This is a genomic window from Pseudomonas sp. BF-RE-22 (assembly GCF_019956155.1).
Classification (GTDB): Bacteria; Pseudomonadota; Gammaproteobacteria; order Pseudomonadales; family Pseudomonadaceae; genus Aquipseudomonas; species Aquipseudomonas migulae.
This window is the reverse complement of the sequence record NZ_JAHBDD010000086.1, coordinates 176,348-194,607: the sequence shown is the minus strand read 5'-3', so window position 1 is coordinate 194,607 and position 18,260 is coordinate 176,348. Positions and strand designations below refer to the sequence as shown.

Below are 18,260 nucleotides of genomic sequence, written 5' to 3'. Positions count from 1 at the left end.
CTCAGGATCGACGCGTTTTCCCAGACAGCTCGCGTTATCGTTAACGACCATCGCGAGCTGGCTGGCTCCTAAAAGGATCCCGGATGTGACCGACGCCGATGCAGAAACCGAAAGCCCTGCGCAAATCCGACGCACGGCGCTGTACCTCACTCTGGCGCAGGTGCCCGAGGGCAAAGTCGTGAGTTATGGTCAACTTGCCGAACTCGCAGGACTGGGTCGCGCCGCGCGCTGGGTCGGTCGTACGCTCAGCCAGTTGCCCGGCGACACCAAACTGCCCTGGCACCGGGTGCTCGGTGCCGGCGGTCGGATCAGCCTGCCCGTGGGCAGTCCTTCAGGGGACGAGCAACGCGCACGATTGCGCTCTGAAGGCGTCAGTGTCCTGAACAATCGTGTTGATATTCAGCGCCATGGCTGGCGCCCGGTAGAGCACAGCGGTTAGAGTGCGCGCTTTGTTTCCGTAATCTTGAGGCAGACTTCAGCCCATGCCCCGTAAAACCTGGCGCGCCGCGCTCGCCGCCTATGCCAGCCCATCGACACTTGTGCTGTTGTTGCTTGGTTTCGCCGCCGGCCTGCCCTACATGCTGGTGTTTTCGACACTGTCAGTCTGGTTGCGTGAAGCCGGTGTGGCTCGCGAAACCATTGGCTATGCAAGCCTGATCGGTCTGGCCTACGCCTTTAAATGGGTCTGGTCACCGTTGCTGGACCAATGGCGCCTGCCATTTCTCGGCAAGCTCGGTCGCCGTCGCTCGTGGCTGGTACTTTCCCAGGCACTGGTAATCCTCGGCTTGATCGGGATGGGTTTCTGCGACCCGCAAAAACACCTGTCCTGGCTGATCGCCATTGCTGTAGTCGTGGCCTTCGCCTCGGCGACGCAAGACATCGCGGTCGACGCCTATCGCCTGGAAATCGCCGAAGACAGCCGCCAGGCTGCCCTGGCCGCCAGCTACATGTCCGGCTATCGGATCGCGGCACTGCTGGCCACTGCCGGCGCCCTGTTCTTCGCCGAAGGCTTTGGCTCCACTGGTTTCAACTACAAGCATTCGGCATGGGCCGGCACTTACCTGCTGTTCGGCGCCCTGATGGTTCCGGCGCTGCTGACCTCTTTCTTCATGCGCGAACCGCCGGTGCCATTGCGCACGCAACTGCAGGCCGGGCGCTACAGCTTCGTTCATCAACTGGCCTCGGTGTTCGTACTGATCGTGCTGCTGGTTTCCGTGCCGGCCATGTTCACCCAGCTCTACAACACCGACTTCGCCAGCGTGCTGTTTGACGGCGTCAGCCTGCTCGACCTGCTGCTCCAGGACCGCGCATTCCTGCGGGCGATCCTCTACACCTCGCTCACCGCGATGTGCCTGTCGGCCATAGGCCGTCGTGGCCTGGCGCCGGTGCTGACGCCGGTCAACGACTTCATTCTGCGTTACCGCTGGCAAGCGCTGCTGCTGCTCGGGCTGATCGCCACGTATCGGATGTCGGATACGGTGATGGGCGTGATGGCCAACGTGTTCTATATCGACCAGGGCTTCACCAAGGATCAGATTGCCAGCGTCAGCAAAATCTTCGGCCTGATCATGACGCTGGTCGGCGCCGGCATGGGCGGCCTGCTGATCGTGCGTTTCGGCATCCTACCGATCCTGTTCATCGGCGGCGTGGCGTCAGCGGGCACCAATTTGCTGTTCCTGATGCTCGCCGACATGGGCGCCAACCTGAACATGCTGATCCTGACCATTTCCCTGGACAACTTCAGCTCGGGCCTGGCGACCTCCGCGTTCGTCGCCTACCTGTCGAGCCTGACCAACCTCAAGTTCTCCGCCACCCAATACGCCCTGCTCAGCTCGATCATGCTCCTGCTGCCGCGCCTGATCGGTGGCTATTCCGGGGTCATGGTGGAAAAATTCGGCTACCATGATTTCTTCCTGATCACCGCGCTGCTGGGCGTTCCGACGCTGGTGTTGATCGCCTTGCACTGGTTCCAGGAGAGCCGCCGCGAAGGCCCAACCCCAAAGCCTGAGCCGGTTCCAGCCCAGGTCGCGGAAGAATCGTAGGAAGCATCGCAAAGGGCGTGGAGATTCCCGCCCTCCTGCCACACCACCGACCGCGCGCCTGTACGCCAGCAGATCTCGCCCGTACAATGCTCCGTCATTTCTCGTCATCAGCAACCGACAACGGCCAACCATGCGCACCAGTCAATTTTTGCTCGCCACACAGAAAGAAACGCCTTCCGACGCGGTCGTCATCAGCCATCAGCTGATGCTGCGCGCCGGCATGATCCGCAAACTCGCCTCGGGCCTGTACACCTGGCTGCCGATGGGCTTGCGAGTAATGCGCAAGGTCGAAGCCATCGTTCGTGAAGAAATGAACGCCGCAGGCTCTCTTGAAGTGTTGATGCCGAGTACACAACCGGCTGAGCTGTGGCAGGAATCCGGTCGCTGGGAAGAATACGGCCCTGAATTGCTGCGCTTCAAGGATCGCCACGGTCGCGACTTCTGCGCCGGCCCGACCCACGAAGAAGTGATCACCGACCTGATGCGCAACGAGTTGAGCAGTTACAAGCAGCTGCCGATCAACCTGTATCAGATCCAGACCAAATTCCGTGACGAAATCCGCCCACGCTTCGGTTTGATGCGCGGCCGCGAATTCATCATGAAGGACGCCTACTCGTTCCACGCGGACCAGGCTTCGCTGCAGGTTACCTACGACCGCATGCACCAGGCGTACTGCAACGTGTTCACCCGCCTGGGCCTGAAGTTCCGCCCGGTTGAAGCCGATAACGGCTCCATCGGCGGCGCCGGCTCCCACGAATTCCACGTACTGGCCGAATCCGGCGAAGACGATATCGTCTTCAGCAACGGTTCCGACTACGCCGCGAACATCGAAAAAGCCGAAGCGGTACCGCGTGAAACCTCCCGCGCCGCGCCGACTGAAGAGATGCGCCTGGTCGACACGCCAGATACCAAGACCATCGCCGCGCTGGTGGAAAAATTCAATCTGCCGATTGAAAAGACCATCAAGACCCTCGTGGTTCACGCTGAAGAGAAAGGCAAGCTGATTGCCCTGATCATCCGTGGCGACCACGAGCTGAACGAAATCAAGGCCGCCAACCAGCCTGGCGTTGCCAGCCCGCTGGTCATGGCGTCCGAAAGCGAACTGCGCGACGCCATTGGCGCCGGTGCAGGCTCCCTCGGCCCGTTGAACCTGCCGCTGCCGATCATCATCGACCGTTCCGTCGAGCTGATGAGCGACTTCGGTATCGGTGCGAACATCGACGACAAGCACTACTTCGGCGTGAACTGGGAGCGTGACCTGCCGGTTCCGACCGTTGCCGACCTGCGTAACGTCGTGGCCGGTGATCCGAGCCCGGACGGCAAAGGCACCCTGGAAATCAAGCGCGGCATCGAAGTCGGGCACATCTTCCAGCTGGGCAACAAGTACAGCAAAGCGATGAAGTGCGAAGTGCTGGGCGAGAACGGCAAGCCGGTCACCCTGGAAATGGGTTGCTACGGCATCGGCGTTTCCCGCGTGGTAGCTGCGGCCATCGAGCAGAACAACGACGCCAACGGGATCATCTGGAGCGACACACTGGCTCCATTCCAGATCGCACTGGTGCCGCTGCGCTACGAAACCGAACAGGTTCGCGAAGCGACCGACAAGCTATACGCAGAGTTGACTGCGGCCGGCTTCGAAGTGCTGCTGGACGATCGCGACAAGAAAACCAGCCCGGGCATCAAGTTCGCGGACATGGAGCTGATCGGCATTCCTCACCGGATCGTGGTCAGTGACCGCGGCCTCGCCGAAGGCAATCTGGAATACAAGAGCCGCACCGAGCCCGAGGCGCAAGCGCTGCCGGTCGCTGACGTGCTGTCCTTCCTCCAGGCCCGTATCCGCCGCTGACACCAGATAGAGAAGTCATGTTCAAGCGAAACACCTTAGGCCTCGGTGGTGCCGCCCTGTGCGGCACCCTGCTGGTCAGCGGCTGCGCCAATCACATGTCGCAACGCAGCGAGCACGAGGCTCGTGTCGAGCGTAAATTGCTCGATCACAGCCTGCAGATCGATGTCGGTGAGCCCAAGGTGCTTGAGCTGCCGCAACGTCGGGTGAAGATCCACGAGCAGAAGACCTTCGAAGTCACCGAGTTCGAAGTCACCCGTCATTACGATCGCTACACGCCTTACCAACCCTGGCGGGAGGTCTACGAGATCCCGCTGGGCGCGGTGGCCGTGGTGGCCGGTGTCGGCGCGAACGTGGTCAACGTGTTCGCCCTCGGCAACCTGCCGGATAGCGTGACCAAGGACTGGTTCAGCTACGGTTTCGCCGGGCTCAACCCGTTCATGAACGCGCCGTCCCACGGTCGTGCGCAGCAGAACCTCGCCGGCATCGACGAAGTCCAGCTCGACAAGCGCACCGAATACTCGAGCCTGCCCTGGAGCGAGCGTCCGGTGGAGGTCAAGGCCGGCAAGGATACGTTCGAGCTGAGCACCGACAAAAACGGTGTGTTGCGCCTGAACCTGCTGGACAGTCCGTTCGCCGAACATGACATCAATCACCTGAGTCGCCTGCTGATCAAGGTCGAAGATAGTCAGGACGATGTGCACACGGATTCGACCCTGGCGGTCAGCAGCTCGTTGCGCGGCAAGTTGCTCGAAGCCCACGGGCTGATTTACGACGATCTTGAAGACGACGAAGTGAGCCAGTGGGTACACCGGGTCAAGCGCCTGTCGGAGCTGGGTCTGGAAGAAGAAGCCAGTGAGCTTGAACAGAGTTTGATTGAGCTGACGCGTAACGATCCTGAGTTGCAGACCGAATTCCTCAAGTCGTTGACCAAGGATGCCGGGCGGCTCGTCGCGGATCCGGGACCGAACTAAAAGCAAAAGCTTCGCGGGCAAGCCTCGCTCCTACAGGTATTGCGTGCACCCCTGTAGGAGCGAGGCTTGCCCGCGAAGAGGCTCTGATAGTCACCGCAAAAACTACCGCTCAAACAACTCCATCTGCTCAAACCCTCCGCGCAAATCCTCCAGCCTCACCCCGATCCCCAACAACCGCACCGGTTTCCCGCCGCGATTGAACGCCTGGGTCAGCAGCAACTGATAACTCCCCAGATCCCGCCCTGCCCCGGCCTGCTCCAGCGTGGTCTGGGTAAAGTCATGGAATTTCACTTTGACGAACGGTTTGCCTGGCCGATAGCTGTTGTCGATTCGCGCCATGCGGCCCGCCAGGGTTTCCAGCAATTCGGGTAATTTATCCAGACAGCTCACCAGATCCGGCAGATCCACGTCATAGGTGTTTTCGACACTGATCGATTGCCGCCGGCTGTCGTTGTGCACCAACCGATCATCGATCCCACGGGCCAGACTCCACAATCGCTCGCCAAAACTGCCGAATTCACGCACCAGCGCCAACTTGTCCCATTCGCGCAAATGCGAGCAATCGACAATACCGAGCCTGCCCAGCTTGTCGGCAGTCACTTTGCCAACGCCGTGCAGCTTGCTGACGGGCAAACCGCTGACGAAATCCTCGACCTGATCCGGCGTAATGACAAACAAGCCATTGGGCTTCTTCCAGTCGCTGGCAATCTTGGCCAGGAATTTGTTCGGCGCCACGCCGGCCGAGACAGTGATGTGCAACTGATTGGACACCCGACGACGGATGTCCTGGGCAATTCGCGTGGCGCTGCCGCCGAAGTGCGCACTGTCCGACACGTCGAGGTAAGCCTCATCGAGGGAAAGCGGCTCGATCAGATCGGTGTAATCGCGAAAGATCGTGTGAATTTCCTTCGAGGCTTCTCGATAGGCGTCCATGCGCGGCTTGACGATGGTCAGGTCAGGGCACAACTTCAAGGCGTGCCCCGACGACATCGCCGAACGCACGCCATACGCCCGTGCTTCATAGTTACAGGTGGCAATCACCCCGCGCCGATCCGCCGAACCACCCACCGCCAGGGGTTTTCCGGCGAGGCGCGGGTCGTCGCGCATCTCGATGGCAGCATAGAAGCAGTCACAATCGACGTGGATGATTTTTCGCTGGCTCATATAAAAGCGGTGTTCATGGCGTAGAATTGGAGTCAAGGCGTGCCGGATCTGCAGTATCTCACCGACACCTGTATATAGCACCAGTAGTCTGAATGTTCTTACCCAATGGTAGGAAAAGTTACAGATGAATTTATTTTCTCAATCGAAAGTGCCCCTGCGATAGAGCTGCAAGCCTTGCCAGGCCTGACTCACAGCCGATCACACCGCCCTCTTTCAGAGCTAAGCGATTGAACCAGAACAGGTTTTATCTGGATTGAAGGTTGACAGCCCGGCGATCCCCTGTAGAATGCCGACACACAGACGCGGGATGGAGCAGTCTGGTAGCTCGTCGGGCTCATAACCCGAAGGTCGTCGGTTCAAATCCGGCTCCCGCAACCAAACATCAAAAAAGGCTACTCGAAAGAGTGGCCTTTTTTGTGCGCGCGTGTTTTTGGCAGGAAGCAGAAATCGTTCTGATTCCGAAACTTAACGCTCCCCTGCGACCGTTCGCCGCTTATTCACGCTTATTTGACCCGGCGCCGGATTAACGGTTGACACACCGGCGTATCTCTATAGAATGCCGCCACACAGACGCGGGATGGAGCAGTCTGGTAGCTCGTCGGGCTCATAACCCGAAGGTCGTCGGTTCAAATCCGGCTCCCGCAACCAAACATCAAAAAAGGCTACTCGAAAGAGTGGCCTTTTTTGTATCTGTTGAAAAAGTCCTTTCGCAACAATGACCTGTCACTGTGTAGGGAAGCGTTCGGGATCACCTGAGTTCTGAGTTCAGACTATGCTGAATCGCAGACCGAACCCCCTACGACGGATGCCATGCCATCGCCGCTGATCGGTGAGAGGCGTTAATATTTGTGATTATTTTTTTCTACAGGGATTGGTAACTTGGCTGGATACCCCCATCCTGTCGCGCACAATCCAAGAGGTGATTGATGCGCGCCAACTCGTCTGATTCACAAGACACCGTCACAGCGACACAACCGATCAAAGCCGAGCGTCTGCGCTTGCTTGATCTGGTCAGCAAGTACCGTCAGCCCATTGGCCTGGCGGTCACCCTGCTGTTGTTCGCTATCGCGCTGATTGCCTGTCGCCACCTGTTGAGCGAACTCGATCTGTACGCTCTGCACGACTCCATTCTCGACGTACCGAAACCGGCACTGCTCGGCGCATTGGCCGCAACCGTGGTCGGCTTCATCATCTTGCTTGGCTACGAATGGTCGGCCAGCCGCTATGCCGGCGTGACCCTGGCGCCGCGGATTCTTGCCCTGGGCGGGTTCACAGCATTTGCCATCGGTAATGCCATTGGCCTGTCGATGCTCTCGGGAGGCTCGGTTCGCTACCGTTTATATGCGCGTCATGGCCTGGGGGCTTCCGATGTCGCGCACATGACGCTGTTTGCCAGCCTCTCGCTCGGCTGTGCCCTGCCCCCGCTGGCCGCCCTCGCCACGCTCAGCAACCTGCCTGCCGCCTCTGCCGCCCTGGGCCTCTCTCAGATGCTGCTGGGTGCGATTGCCGCCGCTGTATTGCTGCTGTTTACCGTATTGGCCGTCGGCATCTATCGCCGACGCCTGCCAGAGCAGCCTTATGCAGACAACCTGTTGGTCAAGGTCGGTCGTCGCACCTTGCGCCTTCCTGGCCGTCGCCTGACGTTCCTGCAACTGGTCATTACCGCCCTCGACGTAGCCGCCGCCGCGACCGTGCTGTATCTGTTGCTGCCGGAAGCTCCGCCCTTCGGTGCATTCCTGCTGGTGTACTTGCTGGCGTTGGCCGCAGGTGTGCTCAGCCATGTTCCCGGTGGCGTCGGCGTATTCGAAGCGATTCTGCTGGCCGCCTTCGCCGACAAACTTGGCGCCGCGCCGCTGGCCGCCGCGTTGCTGCTCTATCGCCTGATCTACGTGGTGCTGCCGCTGCTGGTCGCGTGCTTGCTGCTGTTGGTCAATGAAGGCCAGCGTTTGTTTCAAACGCGTCAGTCCTTGCGTGCAGCCTCCGGCCTGGCCGCGCCGATTCTGGCGGTGCTGGTGTTTCTGTCCGGCGTGGTGCTGCTGTTCTCCGGCGTGACCCCGGAAATCGATACGCGCCTGGAACACATCGGTTTCCTGATTCCTCATCGACTGGTCGACGCTTCGCACTTCGGCGCCAGCCTGGTCGGCGTGCTTTGCCTGCTGCTGGCCCAAGGCCTGCGTCGACGCCTGTCGGCCGCGTGGATGCTGACCACCATTCTGTTGCTGGTCGGCGCCGTGCTTTCGCTGCTCAAGGGTTTCGACTGGGAAGAAGCCTGCCTGATGACCCTGACCGCGAGCCTGCTGGGGGTTTTCCGGCGCTCGTTCTATCGCCCGAGCCGCCTGACCGAACTGCCGTTTTCGCCGCTGTATCTGGTGTCGAGCCTTTGCGTACTCGGTGCGTCGATCTGGCTGCTGTTGTTCGCTTATCAGGACGTTCCCTACAGCCATCAACTTTGGTGGCAGTTCACCCTCGACGCCGACGCCCCGCGCGGCTTGCGCTCGCTGCTCGGCGCCGCCGTGCTGCTGGTGGTGGTGTCCCTGACCTGGCTGCTGCGCACCGCACGCCCGGTGATCCACTTGCCCACGCCGGACGAACTGGACCGCGCGGTAAAAATCCTGATGGCTTCCGCACAACCGGACGGTGGCCTCGCCCTGACCGGTGACAAGGCGCTGCTGTTTCACCCTAACGATGAAGCGTTCCTGATGTACGCCCGCCGTGGACGCAGCCTGGTGGCCTTGTATGACCCGATCGGCCCGACCCAGCAACGGGCGGAAATGATCTGGCAGTTCCGCGACCTCTGTGACATCCACCACGCCCGCCCCGTGTTCTATCAAGTACGCGCCGAGAACCTGCCGTACTACATGGACATCGGCCTGACTGCGATCAAACTCGGCGAAGAAGCCCGGGTCGATCTGCAGCGCTTTGATCTCGAAGCCAAGGGCAAAGAGATGAAAGACCTGCGCTACACCTGGAACCGTGGCACCCGTGATGGCCTGTCGCTGGAGATCCATGAGCCAGGGCATGCGCCGATGGATGAGCTCAAGGTGATTTCCGATGCCTGGCTGACCGGCAAGAACGTGCGCGAGAAAGGCTTCTCCCTCGGTCGTTTCGGTGATGACTACCTCAAGCATTTCCGCATCGCTGTCATCCGTTTCGAAGGGCGCCCGGTGGCGTTCGCCAATTTGCTCGAGACTTTCGGCCATGACCTGGCCAGCCTCGACCTGATGCGCGCACACCCGGACGCCCCCAAACTGACCATGGAATTCATGATGGTCGGCCTGATTCAACATTATAAAAATCATGGATACGCGCGTTTCAGCCTGGGCATGGTGCCGCTGTCGGGGTTGCAACCCCGTCGTGGCGCACCACTGACCCAGCGTCTGGGCTCGATGGTTTTCCGCCGTGGTGAGCAGCTGTACAACTTCCAAGGCTTGCGCCGCTTCAAAGACAAGTTCCAGCCTGACTGGGAACCCCGTTATATGGCTGTGCCCGCCGGACTCGATCCGCTGGTTGCCCTGGCCGACACTGCTGCCCTGATTGCGGGCGGCTTGACTGGATTGGTGAAACGCTGATGATTCAACGCTCCTTGCGGTACGTACTGGGCACACTGGTAGTGCTGGCCCTGATTCTCGGTGGCGGTTACTGGTACCTCAAACGCCCGGCGCCAGAACCGACGCTCGAACGGCTGACACCGGCCGACGGTGCCGCGATGACCCGCGTCATCCCCGGCAACACGCCACGCGCCCAAGTGCTGGTGGCGGTCAATGACGACCAGAAGCTCAGCGACAAACAATTGATGACCCTGAGCCGCAGCGGCTCGGCGCAGATCGTTCAGGTGATCCTGCCCAAGGACTGCCTGTTGCAAAGCCGCGCCCTGCAATCCGGCCTGAGAGAACTCAAAGGCCCGGCGACGCTGGTCAGCGGCATCGGCCCTGGCGCCGTACTGGCATGGCGCTGGTTGTCCGAGCAGAAGGACGACAAGTCCCAGGCCGTGTCGGTGGACCTGGCCCTGGAAAAACCCGGCTGCACCCACCTGCTGCCGAAAAGCGCCGCTCACGGTCACTGGCTGGTGGCATGGAACGACAACCCGGACGACACCAGCGCCGGCTTCGTGCGCGACCAACCCAACGCCGAAACCAGCATCAGCGACTACGACATCAACCTGCCGCAAGTGCTGAACAACGAACTGCGCAAGCTCCTCGTCGGTGGCGACAAAGCCGCTGGCGGCCTGCAAATCCCAGTGGTTGAAGTCCCGGCCGGCCAGGCCAAGGACACCGTCACCCTGTTCCTCTCCGGTGACGGTGGCTGGCGCGACCTCGACCGCGACGTAGCGGGCGAAATGGCCAAGATCGGCTACCCGGTCGTCGGCATCGACACCCTGCGCTACTACTGGCAGCACAAAAGCCCGGAGCAAAGTGCCCTGGACCTCGCTGAACTGATGCAGCACTACCGGCAGAAATGGGGCACCAAGCGCTTCATCCTGACGGGCTACTCGTTCGGCGCCGACGTCCTGCCGGCGATCTACAACCGCCTGGAAGCCTCGGAACAGCAACGCGTCGACGCAATCATCCTGCTGGCCTTCGCCCGCACCGGCAGCTTCGAAATCGAAGTCGAAGGCTGGCTCGGCAACGCCGGCAAAGAAGCCGCCACCGGCCCGGAAATGGCCAAGCTGCCACCGGAGAAAGTGGTGTGCATCTTCGGTGAAGAAGAAATCGACGAAAGCGGCTGCACCGACAAAACCGCAGTAGGCGAAGCCATCAAACTGCCCGGCGGCCACCACTTCGACGAGAACTACCCGAAACTGGCCCAACGGTTGGTGGATGTGATCGAGAAGCGCCAGGCGAAGGAGACGGCGGCTCAGGAATGACCTGAACCCGCCCACAAAAAAGCCCCCGCGGCCTTACGGTAGCGGGGGCTTTTTTATGGTTCTTCACGGATTACCGGGAAACACAGAACCTGTAGGAGCCAGCTTGCTGGCGATGGTCGTTAACGATTACGCGTACGGACTGGTTCACCGCGGTGCACTTGAGTCCATCGCCAGCAAGCCGGCTCCTACAATGGACCGTGTAAACGTTGAAAATGAATTGCTCTTCAAGTCAAAGAAAGTCCCCAAAAAAGGTTCGTACAGACATGAAGCACTAACGGCTAGAAGGATTTTATGGCGTGCAGGCTGGCCAGTTTGAACAATGCAAAATGTCTTGACTCTCCACGATGCTGAAAACCCAAGTGTCCACATTCCATAAAACGTGGACACTTGTCTCAATGAAAATATCGAGTCGTCAATATCAATCGATACTTGTCGGAAGCTTCTTAGAAACACGCCACCCCCTGTTGCTTCAGCCTTTCCTGGCGTGCCGTCCCCGCATATCTTCGTGGTCGATTGCGCTGGTCTCATCAAAGCCGGTCAGGCGTTCCAGAACAGCTACTTCAATCCGAAGGTCATCCAGCTCGTCGAGCATTTCTTGATACGCCTCAACGTTGATGATGACCGCTGCCGGTTGATTGTCTTTGAAAATAACCAGGCGCTCGATGGCTCGAGTGGAGATTTCAGTGAGTCTGGTACTGAAGTCCTTGACCATCGCGACCACTGATATTGCCTGTTCAGCACGTTCTAGTAACGCCATCATGTTTTTCCCCCGACACTCATTTAATTTTTTGCGCCCATGTCCTCGGCTCGTAGAATCACTTGCGGCGTTTAGTTTTTGTTTGTTTCAGACGGCGCGATATCGGATGACGCCCGCAGACCTTGTAGGCAAACTCCGAATCGTGTTTTTTGGGCACTTTGATGCCTTGTTGCGCTTTTCTTTGACGGGATAGTCTCCGGACGTCGCTGACCATTCAGCGATCGGGCTTGGAAACCCGTCGAGCGTAGGCAACAACGTGCCCAACATGACCGCAGACATTTACGGCTGCAATTCTGTGTCATGGCGGTTGTGCGTGGGACGTCTTCGGACGTGCCGGTTTCCTAGGCTCCCGGTTTTCCAACCTGCGCACAGCTGCCACCCATTCGCTTGGAAACGAACGTGGCGGCTCCTCAGTTTAGGAGATACACCATGAGCAAAACAGATTCACCTGCCCCCTCAGAACTAAAAACCATCGGCCTCACCCCGGTCCTCTACTGCTCAAACCAACCCCTATTCCATGTCACGCGAGACGTTCCCCTCAGCGATGCGTTAGCCATGGCCTCCGACTTCCTGTACCTGGCCAAGGAGCTGACCAAAGATGCTGCCTACGCCCGAGACACCGACCGACACGCCTGGGCCGCGCATTATTTGACGGCGATGAGCAAGGCAGTGGTTGATGATGCAGTGAAGGTGCTGGAGCGGCCGGTTTGGACAAAGACCGAATCCAAAAAACAATGACCTGAGCGCAACTAAAAACGACGGGCCACACTCACAAAAAACCAGCAACACGGTCCCTGTAGGAGCAAGCTTGCTCGCGATAGCGGTCTGTCAGGCAACATTAATGGTGCATGTCAGTCCGCCATCGCGAGCAGGCTCGCTCCCACAGGGGATCGTTGTCAGCCAACGTCAGGCGTCGGGCAATAAAAAGCCCCCGCTGCCTTCACGGCAACGGGGGCTTTTTGATGTCGCGGGATTACATCTCGACCTGCGTACCCAACTCAATCACCCGGTTCAGCGGCAGATTAAAGAACCGCAAATTGCCATTCGCATTCTTCAACATGAACGCAAACAACGCCTCGCGCCAGCGCGCCATCCCCTCAAGTTTGGAGGCGATGACCGTCTCGCGGCTGAGGAAGTAGGTGGTGCGCATCGGGCTGAAGTCGAGGTCATCGAGGTGACACAACTTCAGCGCTTGCGGCACGTCCGGTTCGTCGATAAAGCCAAAGTGCAGGATCACCCGGAAGAACCCTTCGCCGTGGGATTCCACCTCGAAGCGCCGTGTCGTCGGTACTCGCGGGATGTCTTCGTACACCACCGTCAGCAGCACCACTTGCTCGTGCAGCACCTGGTTATGCAGCAAGTTGTGCAACAACGCGTGGGGCACGGCGTCTGGCCGCGCAGTGAGGAACACGGCGGTGCCCTGGACGCGATGCGGCGGTTGCACGGCAATACTGCTGATGAAAATCGGCAGCGGTAGCCCGCCTTCGTCCATGCGCTCCACCAACAGTTGTTTGCCGCGCTTCCAGGTAGTCATCAGCACGAACAGCGCAATACCGGCGATCACCGGGAAGGCCCCGCCCTGTACGATTTTCGGCACGTTGGCGGCGAAGTACACGCCATCGACCAGCAAAAATCCCAACAGGACCGGCACCGCAAGGACCGGTGGCCATTTCCATAGCAGCAGTATCACTGCCGACACCAGAATGCTGGTCATCAACATGGTCCCGGTAACCGCAACGCCGTAAGCCGAGGCCAGGGCGCCGGAAGATTCGAAACCCAGCACCAGCAGCACCACGCCGACCATCAGCGCCCAGTTCACCGCACCGATGTAGATCTGGCCTTGCTCGGCGCTAGAGGTGTGCTGGATGTGCATGCGCGGAATGTAGCCGAGCTGGATCGCCTGGCGGGTCAGGGAGAACGCGCCGGAAATCACCGCTTGCGAAGCAATCACCGTGGCCAGGGTCGACAGGCCGACCAGGGGAATCAACGCCCAGCTTGGCGCCAACAGATAGAACGGGTTGCGCGCCGCTTCCGGGTCACCGAGCAGCAAGGCACCCTGGCCGAAGTAGTTCAGCACCAGCGCCGGCAGCACGAGGATGAACCAGGCGCGGGCAATCGGCTTGCGCCCGAAGTGGCCCATGTCGGCGTACAGCGCTTCGGCGCCGGTCAACGCCAGCACCACCGCGCCGAGGATCGCCACGCCCATGCCCGGGTGAACGATGAAGAAGCGCACGCCCCAGACCGGGTTCATCGCTTGCAACACTTCCGGATGCTGCATGATGCCGTAGACGCCCAGCGCGCCCAGGACCAGGAACCAGGTGACCATGATCGGCCCGAACAGGATGCCGATTCGCGCGGTGCCGTGGCTCTGGATCAAAAACAGCGCCACCAGCACGATCAACGACAGCGGCACCACCCAATGGTCGATGCCTTCGAAGGCCAGCCCGAGACCTTCAATCGCCGAAAGCACGGAGATCGCCGGAGTGATCATGCTGTCGCCATAGAACAGCGCCGCGCCGATCAGCCCGCAGACCACCAGCAACGTGCGCAACTTCTTGTGCCCTGCCGCTGCCCGCCGCGCCAGCGCGGTCAACGCCATGATCCCGCCTTCGCCCTGGTTGTCGGCGCGCAGGACAAACATCATGTACTTGATCGAGACGACCCAGATCAGCGACCAGAAGATCAGCGCCAGGATGCCCAACACGCCGTCATGGTTGACCGGTACGCCGTAACCACCGGAAAACACTTCTTTGAGGGTATACAGCGGGCTCGTGCCGATATCGCCGTAAACCACCCCGACCGCCGCCACCAGCATGCCGATCGGCTTTGCCGCCGAATGCTCGGCACCCGCCGCCTGACTACTTGCCTGACCCATCCAACACTCCTACTACCCAGACCGGACTTCTTGGAAGAAGCACTATGCTTTGTCACGCAGCATGCGCTGTTTTACATGACGTTACAGACGTTTTGTTGACTGTAAAAAATCGGTAAAGCTTAACGGCGCGAAGCATAGCGCAGCACTCGTCGTATTTCCCTTCATAAAGCTGGTCAAGTGAACGTCTCATCGCTAGAATTGCGCACTTTTTGATCAGAGGCGCAACAAGCGCCCGTCTGTCGCCTTGCCGTCTTCGGCTGGAGGCGTCACAAATACCGAGGTTAGACATGTCCACCACTCCTGCGCCGGCCAATCCAAAGGTTGGCTTCGTATCCCTGGGTTGCCCCAAAGCACTGGTCGACTCCGAGCGCATCCTTACCCAGCTGCGCATGGAAGGTTATGACGTTGTGTCCACTTATCAGGACGCCGATGTCGTGGTGGTCAACACCTGCGGTTTCATCGACTCGGCCAAGGCTGAATCTTTGGAAGTGATCGGCGAAGCCATCAAGGAAAACGGCAAGGTCATCGTGACCGGCTGCATGGGCGTCGAAGAAGGCAACATCCGCAACGTGCACCCGAGCGTGCTGGCCGTGACCGGTCCGCAGCAGTACGAGCAAGTGGTCAACGCCGTGCACGACGTCGTGCCGCCGCGTCAGGATCACAACCCGCTGATCGACCTGGTGCCGCCGCAAGGCATCAAGCTGACCCCGCGCCACTACGCGTACCTGAAGATTTCCGAAGGCTGCAACCACAGCTGCAGCTTCTGCATCATCCCGTCGATGCGCGGCAAGCTGGTCAGCCGTCCGGTCGGTGACGTGCTCGACGAGGCCCAGCGCCTGGTCAAGGCCGGCGTCAAAGAGCTGTTGGTGATTTCGCAAGACACCAGCGCCTACGGCGTCGACGTGAAGTACCGCACCGGTTTCTGGAATGGCGCGCCGGTGAAAACCCGCATGACCGAACTCTGCGAAGCCCTGAGCACCCTCGGCGTCTGGGTTCGCTTGCACTACGTTTACCCGTACCCGCACGTCGACGAGCTGATCCCGCTGATGGCCGCCGGCAAGATCCTGCCGTACCTGGACATCCCGTTCCAGCACGCCAGCCCGAAAGTCCTGAAATCGATGAAACGCCCGGCGTTCGAAGACAAGACCCTGGCGCGCATCAAGAACTGGCGCGAGATCTGCCCGGACCTGATCATCCGTTCGACCTTCATCGTCGGCTTCCCGGGCGAAACCGAAGAAGACTTCCAGTACCTGCTGAACTGGCTGACCGAAGCCCAGCTCGACCGCGTCGGCTGCTTCCAGTACTCGCCGGTCGAAGGCGCACCGGCCAACGACCTGGACCTGGACATCGTCCCGGACGACGTCAAGCAAGACCGTTGGGACCGCTTCATGGCGCACCAGCAAGCCATCAGCTCGGCACGTCTGCAAATGCGCGTCGGCCGTGAAATCGAAGTGCTGGTCGATGAAGTCGACGAGCAAGGCGCGGTTGGCCGCTGCTTCTTCGACGCCCCGGAAATCGACGGTAACGTGTTCATCGACAACGGCAGCAACCTGAAACCGGGCGACAAAGTCTGGTGCAAGGTTACCGACGCCGACGAATACGACTTGTGGGCTGAACAGATCTAAACGCAAAAAATACGCAAAGCCCCGCTCTCTTGACGAGATGCGGGGCTTTTTTACGTCTATCGTTTTGTGGGAGAAAGGACTCGCGCCATCCACTGCAAAAGGGGCATTCGGCCATGCGCCAACATTCGGTCATCCACACGCCGAAACAGAGCGACTACCAGGAACTGACTCGGGTCTGGGAAGACTCGGTGCGCGCCACCCATGACTTTCTGCCGGACAGTTACATCGAACTGCTGAAGAATCTGGTGCTGACGCGCTACCTCGACGCGGTGATGCTGATCTGTACCAAAGACTCGCGCCAGCGCATCACCGGGTTCGCCGGCGTGGCAGCGGGCAAAGTTGAAATGCTCTTCATCGACCCGGCCCACCGTGGCCAGGGCCTGGGCAAGCAGTTGCTGCGTTATGCCATGGAACACCTGAACGCCGATGAACTGGACGTCAATGAACAGAACCCGCAGGCGCTGGGGTTCTACTTCAAACAGGGCTTCGAGGTGATCGGCCGCACCGAGCATGACGGCATGGGGCAGCCTTATCCGTTGTTGCATATGCGGCTGCGCCAAACCCGGCAACAGTCGAGCAACGGCTGACCTGTGTAGGAGCCGGCTTGCTGCGGGCGGCGCTCCGGCGATGGCATCACCGCGGTGCATTTGATAGACCGAGGAGATGCCATCGCCAGCAAGCCGGCTCCTACAAAAAGCTGTACGGCGTAAATGGAGCCGGGATTAACCGGCGCCCAGCAGGTACAATGCCCACCCCTTTTTTGTTACGGCCCTGTCATGACTGACCCGATACGTCTCTCCAAACGCCTCATCGAACTCGTCGGCTGTTCCCGTCGGGAGGCTGAGCTGTTCATCGAGGGCGGCTGGGTCACCGTGGACGGCGAAGTCATCGACGAGCCGCAGTTCAAGGTCGACACCCAGAAAGTCGAGCTCGACCCGCAGGCCCAGGCCACCGCGCCAGAGCCGGTGACCATCCTGTTCAACGTGCCGGCAGGCATGGACGCGGACACGGCCATGGCCACCATCAGCGCCGAAACCCTGAGCGAAGAACATCGCTTCAGCAAACGTCCGCTCAAGGGCCATTTCCAGCGCCTGACCGCCAGCACCGACCTGCAGGCCAACGCCAGCGGTCTGCTGGTGTTCACCCAGGACTGGAAGATCCTGCGCAAACTCACCGCCGACTCCGCGAAAATCGAGCAAGAGTATGTGGTCGAGGTTGAAGGCGAGATGGTGGCTCACGGCCTCAACCGCCTGAACCATGGCCTCACCTACAAGGGCAAGGAACTGCCGCCGGTCAAGGCCAGCTGGCAGAACGAAAACCGCCTGCGTTTTGCGATGAAGAACCCACAACCGGGCGTGATTGCCCTGTTCTGCCAGGCCGTCGGCCTGAAGGTCGTCGCCATCCGCCGCATCCGCATCGGCGGCGTGTCCATCGGCAAAGTGCCGCTGGGCCAATGGCGCTACCTGTCCGGCAAAGAGAAGTTCTAAGACTTTTCACGCCGCCACACATTCTGGCGCCGCGGCTTATGCGGCGCCCACTGCCGACTATCAGGATTGCACACCATGATTCATAACGACGTACTGCGCAGCGTGCGCTACATGCTCGACATCAGCGACAAGAAAGCCATCGAGATCATCAAGCTCGGCGGCATGGACGTGTCCCTGGAAGCCCTGCTGACCTACCTCGACAAGAAAGAAGAGGACGAGGAAGGCTTCGTACGCTGCCCGGACGAGGTCATGGCGCATTTCCTCGACGGCCTGGTGATCTTCAAGCGCGGCAAGGACGAAAGCCGTCCGCCGCAGCCAATCGAAGTGCCGGTGACCAACAACATCATCCTGAAAAAACTGCGCGTGGCCTTCGAGCTGAAAGAAGACGACATGCACGCGATCCTCAAGGCCGCCGAGTTCCCGGTGTCCAAGCCTGAGCTGAGCGCGCTGTTCCGCAAGTTCGGCCACACCAACTATCGCCCGTGCGGAGACCAGTTGCTGCGCAACTTCCTCAAGGGCCTGACCCTGCGCGTTCGCCCGCAGTAAGCGACGACGGCCTATGGGCCACCACCCTCACCTGTAGGAGCCGGCTTGCTGGCGATAGCGTCCTCAAAATCGCCATCGCCAGC

General features: G+C 60.0%; 14 protein-coding genes and 2 tRNA genes. 13 read left to right on the top strand and 3 right to left on the bottom strand.

What is annotated here, in order from left to right; all coding sequences use genetic code 11:
- Positions 1-85 precede the first annotated feature (85 nt).
- From KGA82_RS28145 to KGA82_RS28130, 4 genes are all read left to right on the top strand, one after another.
- On the top strand, positions 86-439 hold the full coding sequence (locus KGA82_RS28145; protein ID WP_008030054.1) for an MGMT family protein: 354 nt from the start codon (positions 86-88) through the stop codon (positions 437-439).
- A gap of 43 nt (positions 440-482) precedes the next feature.
- Positions 483-2,042, top strand: a complete 1,560-nt coding sequence (locus tag KGA82_RS28140) for an AmpG family muropeptide MFS transporter (RefSeq protein ID WP_008039268.1) — start codon at positions 483-485, stop codon at positions 2,040-2,042.
- A gap of 130 nt (positions 2,043-2,172) precedes the next feature.
- On the top strand, positions 2,173-3,888 hold the full coding sequence (locus tag KGA82_RS28135) for a proline--tRNA ligase (protein WP_008039270.1): 1,716 nt from the start codon (positions 2,173-2,175) through the stop codon (positions 3,886-3,888).
- 17 nt (positions 3,889-3,905) lie between these two features.
- The gene (locus KGA82_RS28130) at positions 3,906-4,859 is read left to right on the top strand and encodes a hypothetical protein (protein WP_192417943.1); all 954 of its coding nucleotides are present in this window, start codon (positions 3,906-3,908) and stop codon (positions 4,857-4,859) included.
- Between the two features lie 102 nt (positions 4,860-4,961).
- Here the strand turns inward: KGA82_RS28130 and dinB are convergent, their stop codons facing one another.
- Positions 4,962-6,023 (bottom strand): DNA polymerase IV, encoded by a 1,062-nt coding sequence (gene dinB, locus KGA82_RS28125; protein ID WP_008030047.1) that lies wholly within the window; start codon positions 6,021-6,023, stop codon positions 4,962-4,964.
- A 301-nt stretch (positions 6,024-6,324) separates the two neighbouring features.
- Here dinB and KGA82_RS28120 point away from each other — a divergent pair.
- The 4 genes from KGA82_RS28120 (at position 6,325) to KGA82_RS28105 (ending at position 10,887) form a co-directional block, all read left to right on the top strand.
- A tRNA-Met gene (locus KGA82_RS28120) sits at positions 6,325-6,401 on the top strand.
- Positions 6,402-6,594: 193 nt separating this feature from the next.
- A tRNA-Met gene (locus tag KGA82_RS28115) sits at positions 6,595-6,671 on the top strand.
- 278 nt (positions 6,672-6,949) lie between these two features.
- Positions 6,950-9,592: a bifunctional lysylphosphatidylglycerol flippase/synthetase MprF gene (gene mprF / locus KGA82_RS28110; RefSeq protein WP_223453226.1), complete on the top strand. Its 2,643-nt coding sequence runs from the start codon at positions 6,950-6,952 to the stop codon at positions 9,590-9,592.
- Positions 9,592-10,887: a virulence factor family protein gene (locus KGA82_RS28105; RefSeq protein WP_008030041.1), complete on the top strand. Its 1,296-nt coding sequence runs from the start codon at positions 9,592-9,594 to the stop codon at positions 10,885-10,887. Before mprF ends, KGA82_RS28105 begins: the two co-directional genes overlap by 1 nt.
- A 469-nt stretch (positions 10,888-11,356) precedes the next feature.
- Here the strand turns inward: KGA82_RS28105 and KGA82_RS28100 are convergent, their stop codons facing one another.
- Complete coding sequence (locus tag KGA82_RS28100; protein ID WP_223453225.1) at positions 11,357-11,647, bottom strand: type II toxin-antitoxin system Phd/YefM family antitoxin; 291 nt, start codon at positions 11,645-11,647, stop codon at positions 11,357-11,359.
- Positions 11,648-12,073: 426 nt separating this feature from the next.
- Here KGA82_RS28100 and KGA82_RS28095 point away from each other — a divergent pair, with 426 nt between their 5' ends.
- Complete coding sequence (locus tag KGA82_RS28095) at positions 12,074-12,382, top strand: DUF3077 domain-containing protein (protein ID WP_008039277.1); 309 nt, start codon at positions 12,074-12,076, stop codon at positions 12,380-12,382.
- Between the two features lie 235 nt (positions 12,383-12,617).
- Here KGA82_RS28095 and KGA82_RS28090 read toward each other — a convergent pair whose 3' ends face one another.
- Positions 12,618-14,519: a potassium transporter Kup gene (locus KGA82_RS28090; RefSeq protein ID WP_008030040.1), complete on the bottom strand. Its 1,902-nt coding sequence runs from the start codon at positions 14,517-14,519 to the stop codon at positions 12,618-12,620.
- Positions 14,520-14,806: 287 nt separating this feature from the next.
- Here KGA82_RS28090 and rimO point away from each other — a divergent pair, with 287 nt between their 5' ends.
- The 4 genes from rimO to KGA82_RS28070 all read left to right on the top strand — a co-directional run bounded on the left by rimO (position 14,807) and on the right by KGA82_RS28070 (position 18,177).
- Complete coding sequence (gene rimO, locus KGA82_RS28085; RefSeq protein WP_008030039.1) at positions 14,807-16,144, top strand: 30S ribosomal protein S12 methylthiotransferase RimO; 1,338 nt, start codon at positions 14,807-14,809, stop codon at positions 16,142-16,144.
- A gap of 113 nt (positions 16,145-16,257) precedes the next feature.
- Positions 16,258-16,731, top strand: coding sequence for a GNAT family N-acetyltransferase (locus KGA82_RS28080; RefSeq protein WP_008030037.1), 474 nt, complete (start codon positions 16,258-16,260; stop codon positions 16,729-16,731).
- Between the two features lie 189 nt (positions 16,732-16,920).
- A complete protein-coding gene (locus KGA82_RS28075; protein WP_192228521.1) occupies positions 16,921-17,631 on the top strand; it encodes an rRNA pseudouridine synthase in 711 nt (236 codons plus the stop codon).
- Positions 17,632-17,706: 75 nt separating this feature from the next.
- Complete coding sequence (locus KGA82_RS28070) at positions 17,707-18,177, top strand: DUF1456 family protein (protein WP_223453224.1); 471 nt, start codon at positions 17,707-17,709, stop codon at positions 18,175-18,177.
- Positions 18,178-18,260 lie beyond the last annotated feature (83 nt).